The organism is Craterilacuibacter sp. RT1T (genome assembly GCF_023502145.1).
In the GTDB taxonomy this organism is placed as follows: domain Bacteria; phylum Pseudomonadota; class Gammaproteobacteria; order Burkholderiales; family Chromobacteriaceae; genus Craterilacuibacter.
Genome location: NZ_JAMFLI010000006.1, coordinates 56,610 through 69,437, shown reverse-complemented (window position 1 = coordinate 69,437; position 12,828 = coordinate 56,610). Strand labels below are relative to the sequence as shown.

The window sequence follows — 12,828 nt, the reverse complement described above, 5'->3', positions numbered from 1 at the left end:
TTAGAAAATAGTTATGTGCTTGCATTTAAAGAAAAAAATCCGGCCCAGGGTGGGGCCGGACGGATGCTTACTCTGCTTTTTTTGTGTGGATTTGTGCGCCGCCGTCGTTCTGGCTGCCTATGCCTTGATCGACCGGAGGCATGCGGTGGGCGATGCCTTTGTGGCAGTCGATGCAGGTCTGGCCGGCTGCTTGCGCTTCTTCATGCTTGAGGGCCGAGCGGCTGCCTTGCACGCTGGTGTCCATAAACTCGAAGTTGTGGCAGTTGCGGCATTCGCGCGAGTCGGAGGCCTTCATCCGCGCCCACTCGTTCTGGGCCAGGCGCAGGCGGTTGGCTTCGAACTTCTCCGGCGTATCGATGGAGCCGGTCAGTTTGCCCCACACTTCTTTGGATGCTTGTGCCTTGCGTATCATCTTGTGGACGAAGTCTTTGGGCACATGGCAATCCGGACAGGTAGCGCGCACGCCCGAGCGGTTGTTGTAATGGATGGTCTCCTTGTATTCCTCGTAGACATTGTTCTTCATCTCGTGGCAGGAAATGCAGAAAGACTCCTGATTGGTGGCTTCCATGACGGTATTGAAACCGCCCCAGAAAATAATGCCGGCAACAAACAGGCCGAGCACCGTCCACGGGCCGGTTCGCTTGAACCACTGCCATGCACGGCGGTGCAGCTTGGGTTTGACTTCACTCATGGTGTTCTCCGGGCTTATTTCTTGAAGGTGTTGCCAACCAGCGGCTTGGCATCGACCTGCGGGACATGGCACTGGGTGCAGAAATAACGGCTTGGTGACAGGTTGGACAGCTCCTGACCGTTGCGGTTACGGAAGTGGGTGACCGGTACGCGCGTGGTGTTCATTTCCACATAACGGCTGGACGAGTGGCAGTCCATGCACTTGTTGAAGTTCTTGCTGATTTCGTAACGGCTGACATCGTGCGGCACCAGTGGCGGCTGCTGTACATAGTCGCGCACGATGCGCTTGGTGTCCTTGATTGGCTTGTACATATCGGCCTTGCTATTGCCCAGTTCGGCGCGGGCTTCCAGCGGCGCATCGGCCGGTGCGGCATAGGCGGCAAAACCGGCTGGGAATAACAGGGCACAAACAGCGGCGCTTAACGCCAGACGGGAGAGTTTATTCACGATTTCTGACTCCTGATTTCAAAACGGTGGCCGAAGCGGAACACCTGTTGCTCGCAGACGTCGATGCAGCGGCCGCAGTTGCTGCAGGCACCGCTTCGGATAATGGAAGTACCTTCGCCTTTGAGGACGGGCTTGAGTAGCTGGGGTTCGGGGCAGACCTTGAAGCAGTCCATGCAGTCATCGCAGGCCGCGCGCTGGTCGGCGCGTATGCGCAAGAGCGCGCCTTGCCCCAGGAGGCCGTAGGCCGCGCCCATGGGACAGATATGGCCGCACCAGCCGCGCTGGGCGATGGTCAGGTCGTAGACGAAGATGGCCGCGACCAAGACCAGGCCAAGGCCGGTGCCGAAAATCAGCTCGCGCTGCAATAGCGAGACCGGATTGATGAGCTCCCACAGCAAGCTGCCGCTGATGGCGCTAAACAGCAGCACCGCGCCCAATAACCACAGGCGCAGGCTTTTGGCCGGTGCATGCCCGCCCTTGATGCCGGCACGGCGCCTGAGCCACAAGGCGCTGTCGGTGACCACGTTGAGCGGGCACACCCAGGCGCAGAAGCTACGCCCGCCGACCAGCAGATAGAAGGCGATGACGATGGCGGCGCCGATGACGGCGCTGAGCTGCGGCAGATGCCCGGCTGCCAGCGACTGCGCCAGCACGAACGGGTCATTCAGCGGCACGCTATCGGCTACCAGGCTGGCACTGAGATTGCCCTTAAGCAGCCACACGCCGCCCAGATAGCCGGACAGCGCGCCCGAGCCGATAAACAGCGCCAGAATGCCGGCCTGGCTAAGGCGGCGCAGCAGCAAAAACCGTTGGCGCAGCAGGACGTGTCGTTTCATGGCTTCCAGTCCTCATCCAGTGGCGGGGGTGTCCACGCACCCTCGCTGGCACCATCCAGCCCGCGTACCGGCATTTCGACCATGTCCTCGCCCAAGAGCGATTGGCCGTGGTTGCCGGCCTTTTGCTCCCAGCCCAGACGGTAGTGCGCGCCCAGCTTGCCCTTGGCTTGCGCTAGCGGCAGCACCTTGATCGCCGCTTCTTCCAGCACGCAGGCGTGCTCGCACTTGCCGCAGCCGGTGCAATGCGCCGAATGCACGGTAGGCAGCAGCATGCCGTGGCGGTCGGAGCGCGGATTGCGCTGCTTTTCCAGTGTGATCGCCTCGTCTATCGCCGGACACACGCGGTAACAGACGTCACAGCGCAGGCCGAGAAAGTTCAGGCAGGTCTCCTGATCCAGCAGCACGGCCAGCCCCATGCGTGCCTGATTGATGTTGCCAAGCCGAGGGTCGAGCGCGCCGGTCGGGCAGTGCTTCAGGCACGGTATATCGCTGCACATCTCGCACGGCGTCTGGCGCGCCTTGAAATAGGGCGTGCCCACGCCCAGACCCGCACCCAGAGGGGCCAGTTTGAGCGTGTCATACGGGCAGTCGCGCACGCACAAGCCGCAGCGCACGCAGGCCGACAAAAAATCGGCCTCGGGCAAGGCACCGGGCGGACGCAGGGCATCGGCCGGCGCCGCTTGCGCCTGCGCGCTATAGCTGGCTAGGCCTGCGCCCACCATGCCGGCCGCACAAGCCGCACCCAGCGAGCCGGACATGAACAGCCGGCGCAGCGGGTTGGCGGGCTTGCCGCTGACCGGTTTGGCAGGGGTGCTCATCAGAGCTTGACCACGCGCACGGCACACTTCTTGTAGTCGGTCTCTTTCGAGAGCGGGCAAGTCGCGTCCAGTGTCAGCTTGTTGATCAGGCGGCCTTCATCGAAGAAGGGCACGAACACCAGACCCTTGGGTGGCTTGTTGCGGCCACGGGTTTCCACCGATAGCTGGATCTCGCCGCGGCGCGACTGGATCTTTACCTGCTGGCCACGCTTGATGCCGCGTCTTGCCGCATCATCCGGGTGCATGAATAGCTGGGCATCGGGTACGGCGCGGTACAGTTCGGGCACGCGGCGGGTCATGGTGCCGGTATGCCAGTGCTCCAGTACGCGGCCGGTACACAGCCACAGATCGAAGTCCTTGTCCGGGCTTTCCGCCGCCGGCTCGTACGGCAGGGCAATGATGCGTGCCTTCTTGTCCTTGTAACCGTAGAAGCTGAAGTTCTCGCCCTTTTTCACATACGGGTCGAAGCCTTCACGGTAGCGCCACAGTGTTTCCTTGCCGCCCACCACCGGCCAGCGCAGGCCGCGCGCCTTGTGGTAGGTGTCAAACGGGGCGAGGTCATGCGCATGGCCGCGGCCGAAGGCGGCATATTCCTCGAACAGGCCTTTTTGCACATAAAAGCCGAAGTGCTTCGACTCGTCATTCATATAGCCTTTGCCGTTGACCTTCTCGACTTCGGCCAGCGTGTAGCGCTTGATATGCGGCTGCGCGTAGAGCACGTCGTACAGCGTCTTGCCGCGGTATTCCGGCTTCTTGGCCAGCAGGGCGGCTGGCCAGACTTCTTCCATCTTGAAGCGCTTGGAGAACTCCATGATCTGCCACATATCGCTCTTGGCTTCGCCCGGTGCGCCCACCTGCTGGCGCCAGAACTGGGTGCGGCGTTCGGCATTGCCGTAAGCGCCTTCCTTTTCCACCCACATCGCCGTTGGCAGGATCAGGTCGGCCGCCTGAGTGGAGGCAGTCGGGTAGGGGTCGGACACGATGACGAAAGCGTTCGGGTTGCGCCAGCCCGGATACAGCTCCTCATTGATATTGGGGCCGGCCTGCATATTGTTGTTGCACTGCTGCCAGTAGACCTTGATCTTGTTGTCTTTGAGCGCGCGCGCCATGGCGACCGCGTGCAGGCCGACTTTGGCCGGAATGGTGCCGTCCGGCAGTTTCCAGATATTTTCCGCCGTTTTGCGGTGCTCGGGATTGGTGACGACCATATCGGCCGGCAGACGGTGGGCAAAGGTGCCCACTTCGCGCGCGGTGCCGCAGGCCGAAGGCTGGCCGGTGAGCGAGAACGGGCCGCAGCCGGGGGTGGAGATCTTGCCGGTCAACAGGTGAATGTTGTAGACCAGATTGTTGGCCCAGGTGCCACGGGTGTGTTGGTTAAAGCCCATGGTCCAGAAGCTGACCACCTTCTTTTTCGGGTCGGCATAGGTTTCGGCCAGCTTTTTCAGATTGGCGGCCGGCACGCCGGAAATTTTGGCGGTGTACTCCAGCGTGTAGCTGGAGACAAACTTCTTGTAGGCGGCGAAATCGATAGGCGACATCTTGCCGGAGTTGGCATTCTTGGCCTTTTTCTCCAGCGGATGGGTCGGGCGCAGGCCGTAACCGATATCGGTGTCGCCCTTCATAAAGGCGACGTGCTTATTGATAAAGTCCTGATTGACGCGGCCGCTGCTGATGATGTGATTGGCGATGTAGTTGAGGATGGCCAGATCGCTTTGCGGTGTGAACACCATCTTATTGTCGGCCAGCTCGAAACTGCGGTGCTGGTAAGTCGACAGCACATGCACTTCGCTTGTCTTGCTGGACAGGCGGCGGTCGGTGATGCGGCTCCACAAAATCGGGTGCATCTCGGCCATATTCGAGCCCCACAGCACGAAGGCATCGGCTTTTTCGATGTCGTCGTAACAGCCCATAGGCTCGTCCATATTGAAGGTGCGCATAAAGCCGACGACGGCCGAGGCCATGCAGTGGCGCGCGTTCGGGTCGAGGTTGTTGCTGCGCAGACCGGCCTTCATAAACTTGGATGCGGCATAGCCTTCCCAGATGGTCCACTGGCCCGAGCCGAACATGGCGATGGAGTCCGGCCCCTGTGTTTTCAGCGCTTCCTTGTATTTCAGCTCCATGATGTCGAAGGCCTGCTTCCACGAGATCGGCGTGAACTTGCCGTTCTTGTCGTACTTGCCGTTCGTCATGCGTAGTAGCGGTTTTTGCAGGCGGTCTTGCCCGTACATGATCTTGGACAGGAAATAACCCTTGATGCAGTTCAGGCCACGGTTGACCGCGGCATCCGGGTCACCCTGGGTCGCCACCACGCGCCCGCCCTTGACCCCGACCAGCACCGAGCAGCCGGTGCCGCAAAAACGGCAGGCTGCTTTGTCCCACTTGATGTCGCCAGGGGCAGCCGCCTGGGCGTTACCCGCCAGCATCGGCATCTGTACCGCGATGGCGGTCGCCGCCGCCGTGGCGGCATTGGCCTTGATGAAATCGCGTCGATTGAGGGTCATTGTGATTTTTCCTGATTAAACAAACTGGGGATATCGCCTTCGTCCGCATAGGCGTAAACGAGGGACACATTGATCACGCCATCCACGTCGTGCAGCGCGACATAGGCATCGGCCGCCTCGCGCGTGTTGTCCTTGTCGATTACGACCACCACGCGGCCATCGTCGGTGGCGGCATGGATCTCCACGCCGTCCATGGCTTCGAAGGCGGCACATACCGCATGGCGTTTTTCTGGGGTGCAGCGCACGGCAACGCCGGAAACATTCATGACTGTTGATCCTTATCGGGGGCGGAGATAAGCGTAATGGCGGCGGCCGGGCAGGCGCGCACGCATTCGCCACAGCCGGTGCAGGCATCGAGTGCCAGCAGCGGACGGGGGGCCTGGCCTATGGCCAACTCGAAGCGGATGGCCTCCGCGTCGCAGTTCTCGCCGCATACCCGGCATTCGATCTGCCGCGTAGCGAGGCAGTTTGGCGCGATGAGCGCCTGCCACGGCAGGCGCTGGACCTGTTGCCGGCTGAGCGCTCCGCTTGGGCAGGCCACCTGGCACAAGCCGCAAAAGCTGCAGCCGCCACGCTTCATGTCCAGAACCGGAAAACCGCCTTGTCCGGCCGTGATAATCCCTTCGGGACAGGCGCGCGCACAGTCGCCGCAGCGGGTGCAGCGGCTTTCCAGTTGGGTGTCAGGCAGGGCGCCTGGCGGATAGCATTGCACCTGACGGCGGCGACCCCAGTTGCCGCGTAGCAGGTCGGCACGGCTCAGTTCTGGCATAGGATGCTTGGACTTGGTTTTTTGATAGTGAGTAAATACCATCCATCATGGGGGCCAAGTTTGATTTGCATCAAGACAGGTCTAGGGTGTGCGTCAAGCTAGTTCTTCAGATCTAGGGGGGCTAGTTCTAAAGAACTAGATAATGGCGCTGATATCTCTTGTTTTTTTGTAAGCCCTGCTTTTGTCTATTGTCATAAATAATTAACTTGTAATGGCTTATGCTTGATGTATAAATACATTTGTCTTTGCCAGATACGAATGTCACTAGCCGGTGACGGGCAAATCGTGGAGGAGAAAAATATGGATGACGAAGTGGATTTGCTGGAACTGGATGCTTCTGAAGAAGAACACGGTGAAGTAGCGGCCGCCGAGTCCGAGCGCGAGGAGGTGACCGACATCATCCAAGTCTATCTCAACACGATAGGGCAAAAAGCCCTGCTCAAACCGGCGGAAGAGCTGGCCTTGTCCCGGCGCGTGGTCGCCGGTGATTTTGATGCCCGCCAAGAGATGATCTCGCGCAATTTGCGCCTGGTCGTCAATATCGCCAAGCGCTATACCAACCGCGGCCTGCCGTTTCTCGACCTGATCGAGGAAGGCAATATGGGGCTGATGCACGCGCTGGATAAATTCGACCCCGAGCGCGGCTTCCGTTTCTCCACCTATGCCACCTGGTGGGTACGGCAAAACATCGAGCGCGCCATTATCAATCAGTCGCGCACCGTGCGTTTGCCGGTACATATCGTCAAGCAGCTTAATAGCTATCTGCGCATTCAGCGCAAGCTGGAAGGGCGGCTGGGCTATGAGCCGACACACCGCCAGATCGCGGATGAGGCCGGGGTGGATGAGGCGATGGTGCGCGAGATGATGAATTTGAACGAGCGTATGTTGTCCTTGGATTCTCCCTTGAGCGATGACCCTGCGCTGAGTCTGGGCGATGCCATTCCCGACGAGTCGCAGGACGTCCCCGAGTTGCAACTGCATTTGAAGCAGGTCAACCGCTATGTCGAAGGCTGGATGAGCGAGTTGCCGGCCAAGATGCGCTTTGTGGTCGAGCGGCGTTATGGTCTGGCGGGGCAGGAAGTGAGGACGCTGGAAGACTTGGCCAGCGAGCTGGGCCTCACCCGCGAGCGCGTGCGCCAGATCCAGATCGAGGGTCTGGAACACCTGCGCCGCCGTTTGCGCCACTATGGCGTGGACCGAGAGGCGCTGGCCTGAGCCTGCTGCGGTTGCGTAAGTGCAGTAGTGCGGTAAAAGTCCCCACCCGTTTTTGATCGGTGGGGATTTTTGCGTGTCACGCACAGCATCGTGGTGTGATGGTTGTGGTTTGCGCTAATTCACTCGTAATATTACCGCGTAGTTTTTAATTTATTTGCGCTGCTGCGGCGTATCATCCGCATGCAGCGGGCTGGATAGATGACGCCGTAGCAAGCCCACCGGCAATCACAAGAATTGAGTATGGCCAAATTACTGTTATTGGAAGATGAAGCCGAACTGCGCGAAGAGCTGGCTGATTTTTTGCGCATGCGTGGTTGGGAAGTGCTGGAGGCCGGTAGCGTGGCGCAAAGCTTGCCTTTGCTGGCGCAGGTTGATATGGCCGTGTGCGATGTGATGCTGCCGGATGGCAGCGGTTTTGATGTCGCCAGCCGTTTGCGTGAACACTATCCGGCGTGTGGCATCGTGCTGCTGACCGCGCTGGGTGCAACGCAAAATATGGTCACCGGCTTGCAGCAAGGTGCCGACCATTATCTGGTGAAGCCGGTCAATTTATTGCAACTGGATGCCACCTTGCATGCGCTGGCTCGCCGGGTCGTACCGCGCGCCTGGCGACTGGACTGCGCACGCCGCCAACTCTATGCCCCTGATGGCAGCCTGCTTGAGTTGTCGGAGACCGAGCTGCAATTATTGAGCCTGCTAGCTGGGCGTCAAGGGGCGCCAGCCAGCCGGCGCTGTATTGTCGAGGCGTTCGGTTACGACTGGCTGGACTATGACCAGCGCCGGCTCGACACCCTGATCAGCCGTTTGCGCCAGCGCTGGAAACAGGGCTGTGGCCGCGAGTTGCCGCTTAAAACGGTTCATCGCGAAGGTTATGCGCTGACCGTTGCCGTCGCACTGGCCTGAAGCGGCATATCGCCAGCCGGCAGGCGGATGGTGGCGCGGCAGCCGCCTTGTGGCAGATTGTCCAGCGTCAGCGTGCCGCCTTGCCAGACCATCATCTGCCGCGCCAGTGGCAGGCCCTGGCCGCTGCCGGCTTGTTCATGGTTATTGCGTCCACGGTAGCCATGACCGAATACCAGCGCCAGTTCGTCCGGCGCGATGCCTGGCCCATTGTCGCGAATCTCCAGTACCAACTCGCTGCCTTGTTGCTGGCCACCCAGCACGATACGGCTGCCGGGCGGGGTGTATTTGACCGCATTGTCTGCCAGTGTGCGCAGCACCAGCATGGTCAACTGCGTATCGCATAGCCAGCTTGCCGGTAGGTCTTCTCCTTGTAGCTCGATAGTGTGCTCATCCGACACCGCCTGCGCCGCGCGTGCCGCGTCTTGCAACAGCGCGATCGGCGCACACGGCTGGCGCTCGATGCGGTGGCGCAACTCGAAGCGCTTTTCGCTGAGGGCGTCTTGCAGCAGCAAAGTCAGGCGCTGGCTGGCATTCAGAATCTTCTGATAGCGTTTACGGCTGTGCGGATTGTCTTCGCCGCCGCCCAGCAACAGGTTTTGTGCCGCGCTGTCGATCACCGCCAATGGTGTACGCAATTCATGCGAGACCGTGGCCAGAAATTGCTGCTGCTGTTGCTGGGCATGACGCTCCAGCAATAGCGCCGACTCGACCTGCTCCATCGCCTCATGCAATGCGTGGGTGCGTGCCAGCACCTGCTGCTCCAGCGTCCGCTCGGCCTCCAGTGCCACGCGCAGCGCTTCGGCCTGCGCCGCTTCCTTTTCTGCGCGCAGGTCGGTGTAACGCCAGGTGATCGCCGAATTCATGATCAGGAAAAACCCCATCATCCCCAGATAGTGCGCGTTGTCCGTTAGCCAGCCCGGCTCGACCAAGCCTGTGTTGCGTGCCAGCCGCAGCCCGATACCGCCAAGAAACAGCAGCTGTACCAAAAGCAGCGGCCGCGCTGCGCGGTTGCCTCGTACGAACTGCCATAGCGAAACCAGCAATAACAGCAGGTTGGCGAACAGTGCCCATAGCTGGTAGGCCGGGCGCAAGGCATTGACATTGGCCCAGATCAGCCATGGCGCCACCAATAGCGCGATAGCCGCAACCAGCCAGGTCGCGCCCAGCGCCACACGCCGCCAGCGCCCGGCATACAGCCCGAGATAGTGCCAGGCAAACATCATTCCCAGCGGCGTCGTTGCAAACCAGCTGACCACATAGAGCGTATCGCTTAGCCATGGCCTGTCCGGCAGCAGGTACTGGTAGGCATGGCCCTCGGCGCACAGGGTGCTGATGAGGTTGGCGAGCACGGACAGGGCGAACAGTGCGAAGGGCAGGCTACGGGTGCGTAGCCAGAACCAGGCGCTGCTCACCAGTAGCACCAGATGAATGGCGTAAAACACCCCAAACAGCAGTTGTTCACGCGCTACTGCCGACACAAAGGCCGACGGTGTATGTAGTGCCAAGGGAAAGCTGAGCGTGCTGGTGCTGCGCAGCTTCAGGTAAACCGTGGCCGGCTGCTCGTCAGACCAGTCGACGCGGAACACCGGCTGACGGTAGTCCAGGGTACGCGCGGCGAGCGTTACCCGATCACCCGCGTGCTGCGCCTGCCAGCGCCCATCGGCATCGCGCTGGTAGAACGTTACCTGGTCGAGCAAAGCCGAGCGCAGTTCCAGCCAGCCGTAGTGCTCGCCGCGTAAGGCCGGCAACTCCAGCCGCAACCAGGTTGCGCCGGCACGATAGCCCAGCGCCGGCTCACCATGACCCGGCGCGTAGCGCTGGTGCGCCGCCTCCTCGATATTGAGTTGCCCTTGCGGGTCGGCCAACTGCGCCCAGCGGATGGGGGGAGCGACGGTGTCGGCCAGGGCCGGCCAGCTAGCCAGCAGCACAAGCAGGCATAAGCACAGATAGCCGCGCCAGCGGTCGGGCATTAATGACGATGGCCAAGAAAAAGGGGGCATGTAAGGTTTGGTAAGGTCTTGCCGCTAGAAGGCCTGATAGTATAACCGCATATTGTATCCGGCTCGTGGTCGAGATCCCCATCATACCGTGGGTACTCGACGCATTTAAAAGGTAATACCCTATGCAACTCAAAAGAATGACCCTGCTGGTTTCCCTCGCCCTGTCTCCGGCGGCGTGGGCAGCTAGTAACATGGAGTTATATCCAAATAGGTATCCGACCAACGCCATCACCGAGGCTGATGTTGCAATCGGGGGGGGGGCGCAGGCAGGTCCGTTCTATGGCCTAGATCTTGTGACTGAAAATATACCGCTTGGAAGTATCGCCATTGGCTCGGGTGCTAAGGCGGTGAGCGACTATGAAAATAGCATGGCCGGCTTGTCCGTCAAGACCGGCACCACCGCCATTGCCATCGGCAATTACGCAGAGGCATCGTTTGGCAGCCTGGCTTTCGGGGAGCGTGCCTACGCTTTTAGGGGAAGTATTGCGCTGGGCGACGGGGCTAGAGCCGAAGGTTACAGTCTTGCCTTGGGTGTCGGGGCGCACGCAGAGGGGAGAGGCTCTATCGCGATTGGCTACCAGTCGTCTGCTAGCGCTGAAAATGTGGTTTCGTTTGGCAACAGTGCCACCCAGACCTACCGTCGTTTGACCAATATTGCCGATGGCACCGGGGATAATGATGCGGTCAATATGAAGCAGTTCAAGGCCTTGCAGACCAAGGTTGACGGCTTGGGAAGTGGCGGTGGCACCTCTTCTACTGAGCTGGATGCTTTGAAGGCACGGGTTACCAAGGTGGAAACCGCCGCCAACACCGCGCAGACCACAGCCAACAACGCGTCCACGGTAGCTGGCACCGCGCAGTCGACAGCTACCGAAGCGAAGACGGCAGCCACCGAAGCGAAAACCGCCGCCAACACCGCGCAGACCACAGCCAACAACGCGTCCACGGTAGCTGGCACCGCGCAGTCGACCGCCAACGACGCCAAGATCGCAGCCGGCACCGCTCAGTCGACGGCCGATGCGGCGAAAACTGCAGCTGGCACCGCCCAGACCACTGCCAACAACGCGTCCACGGTAGCTGGCACCGCGCAGTCGACCGCCAACGACGCCAAGATCGCAGCCGGCACCGCTCAGTCGACGGCCGATGCGGCGAAAACTGCAGCTGACACCGCCCAGACCACAGCCAACAACGCAGTCACCGCAGCTGGCACCGCGCAGTCGACCGCCAACGACGCCAAAACCGCAGCCAGCGCCGCACAGTCGACAGCTACCGAAGCGAAGACGGCAGCCACCGAAGCGAAAACCGCCGCCAGCGCCGCGCAGTCGACAGCTACCGAAGCGAAGACGGCAGCCACTGAAGCGAAAACTGCCGCCAGCGCCGCACAGTCGACGGCCGACGCTGCCAAAGATGCGGCTAGTGCCGCACAGTCGACAGCTACCGAAGCGAAGACGGCAGCCACTGAAGCGAAAACCGCCGCCAGCACCGCACAGTCGACAGCTACCGAAGCGAAGACGGCAGCCACTGAAGCGAAAACCGCCGCCAGCACCGCACAGTCGACAGCTACCGAAGCGAAGACGGCAGCCACCGAGGCGAAAACCGCCGCCAGCGCCGCGCAGTCGACAGCTACCGAAGCGAAGACGGCAGCCACTGAAGCGAAAACCGCCGCCAGCGCCGCACAGTCGACAGCTACCGAAGCGAAGACGGCAGCCACTGAAGCGAAAACCGCCGCCAACACCGCACAGACGACGGCTACCGAAGCGAAGACGACGGCCACCGAAGCGAAAACGGCAGCTACAGAGGCCAAGACCGCAGCTAGCAATGCGCAGTCGACAGCCGAGGCAGCCAAGACCGCAGCAGACACCGCCGATGTCAAAGCGACCACTGCCCAGACTACGGCCGATCGTGCTGAAACCAAGGCAGATAAGGCGCTGGGCATGCTGGAGGAAGGCACTTTACGCGTGGCGGGTGCCCAAAGCTCGGGTGAGAAGAACTCGATTGCCATCGGTGCCGACGCAAAAGCGGACAAGGCCAACAGTATCGCCATCGGTTCGGGCTCGTATGCCAAGTCGTCGGTTGCCATCGGGGTGAATAGTGCCGCAGCCGGGACGAATACCACGGCGATCGGAGATGAGGCCAAGGCACTTGGCGAGTATGCGGTGGCATTGGGCAATAATGCTAAGGTGGACAAAAATGCCAGCAATGCGGTCGCGCTGGGTAATGGTTCGGTAGCGACAGAATCGGATACCGTGAGCGTGGGCGCGGCGGGGGCGGAACGTCGCATCGTGAACGTGGCGGATGCGACCAGCAAGACCGATGCGGTCAATCTGGGACAATTGCAGCAGTTTACCCGCGAGTTGGGCAGCCAGTTTGACCAGCGCATGGACAATCTGGAAGACACAATCAAGAGCAGCCAGCGCGAGTACCGCGCCGGTATCTCGCTGGCCGGTGCCAACGCGGCGGCGGTAACCAATGCGATGCAGGTTCAGGGTGTCGGGGTGGGCCTGTCCAGCTTTGCCGGACATGGCGCGCTGGCGCTGGCCTTGGGGCGCACTCTGGATAGCGGTCATTCGCTTAGCCTGAGTGTGGGCGTAAGCGGTAGCAAAACTCAGGTGTCAGGTGGTTTTGGCGTGCCGCTGAAGTGGTAAGTGG

General features: G+C 60.9%; 11 protein-coding genes. 3 read left to right on the top strand and 8 right to left on the bottom strand.

Translation table 11 applies throughout. From position 1 onward, the window contains the following. Window positions 1-67: 67 nt before the first annotated feature. From M3P88_RS10580 to M3P88_RS10550, 7 genes are read right to left on the bottom strand one after another with little or no spacing between them, the layout of a single operon-like run. A complete protein-coding gene (locus tag M3P88_RS10580) occupies window positions 68-691 on the bottom strand; it encodes a NapC/NirT family cytochrome c (RefSeq protein ID WP_283773175.1) in 624 nt (207 codons plus the stop codon). A gap of 14 nt (window positions 692-705) precedes the next feature. Beyond that, on the bottom strand, window positions 706-1,137 hold the full coding sequence (locus M3P88_RS10575; protein WP_249616009.1) for a nitrate reductase cytochrome c-type subunit: 432 nt from the start codon (window positions 1,135-1,137) through the stop codon (window positions 706-708). Then, window positions 1,134-1,973 carry a quinol dehydrogenase ferredoxin subunit NapH gene (gene napH, locus M3P88_RS10570; RefSeq protein ID WP_249616008.1) on the bottom strand — a complete coding sequence of 280 codons (840 nt, stop codon included), beginning with the start codon at window positions 1,971-1,973 and terminating at the stop codon, window positions 1,134-1,136. Before napH ends, M3P88_RS10575 begins: the two co-directional genes overlap by 4 nt. Further along, a complete protein-coding gene (gene napG, locus M3P88_RS10565) occupies window positions 1,970-2,791 on the bottom strand; it encodes a ferredoxin-type protein NapG (protein ID WP_249616007.1) in 822 nt (273 codons plus the stop codon). Before napG ends, napH begins: the two co-directional genes overlap by 4 nt. Then, window positions 2,791-5,292 (bottom strand): nitrate reductase catalytic subunit NapA, encoded by a 2,502-nt coding sequence (gene napA / locus M3P88_RS10560; protein ID WP_249616006.1) that lies wholly within the window; start codon window positions 5,290-5,292, stop codon window positions 2,791-2,793. Before napA ends, napG begins: the two co-directional genes overlap by 1 nt. Beyond that, on the bottom strand, window positions 5,289-5,558 hold the full coding sequence (locus M3P88_RS10555) for a chaperone NapD (protein ID WP_249616005.1): 270 nt from the start codon (window positions 5,556-5,558) through the stop codon (window positions 5,289-5,291). The genes napA and M3P88_RS10555 overlap by 4 nt, the downstream gene beginning before the upstream one ends. Continuing rightward, window positions 5,555-6,061: a ferredoxin-type protein NapF gene (locus tag M3P88_RS10550; RefSeq protein ID WP_249616004.1), complete on the bottom strand. Its 507-nt coding sequence runs from the start codon at window positions 6,059-6,061 to the stop codon at window positions 5,555-5,557. Before M3P88_RS10550 ends, M3P88_RS10555 begins: the two co-directional genes overlap by 4 nt. 300 nt (window positions 6,062-6,361) lie before the next feature. Between M3P88_RS10550 and rpoS the strand changes: the two genes are divergently transcribed. Next, entirely contained in the window at window positions 6,362-7,276 is a 915-nt protein-coding gene (gene rpoS, locus M3P88_RS10545) for an RNA polymerase sigma factor RpoS (protein ID WP_249616003.1), read from the top strand. A gap of 240 nt (window positions 7,277-7,516) precedes the next feature. After that, window positions 7,517-8,179 carry a response regulator transcription factor gene (locus tag M3P88_RS10540; protein ID WP_249616002.1) on the top strand — a complete coding sequence of 221 codons (663 nt, stop codon included), beginning with the start codon at window positions 7,517-7,519 and terminating at the stop codon, window positions 8,177-8,179. On the opposite strand, the gene M3P88_RS10535 is transcribed toward M3P88_RS10540, so the two are convergent. Further along, window positions 8,146-10,149 carry a sensor histidine kinase gene (locus M3P88_RS10535; protein ID WP_249616001.1) on the bottom strand — a complete coding sequence of 668 codons (2,004 nt, stop codon included), beginning with the start codon at window positions 10,147-10,149 and terminating at the stop codon, window positions 8,146-8,148. The genes M3P88_RS10540 and M3P88_RS10535 overlap by 34 nt on opposite strands. Window positions 10,150-10,526: 377 nt before the next feature. Here M3P88_RS10535 and M3P88_RS10530 point away from each other — a divergent pair, with 377 nt between their 5' ends. Next, window positions 10,527-12,824: a hypothetical protein gene (locus tag M3P88_RS10530; protein ID WP_249616000.1), complete on the top strand. Its 2,298-nt coding sequence runs from the start codon at window positions 10,527-10,529 to the stop codon at window positions 12,822-12,824. Window positions 12,825-12,828 lie beyond the last annotated feature (4 nt).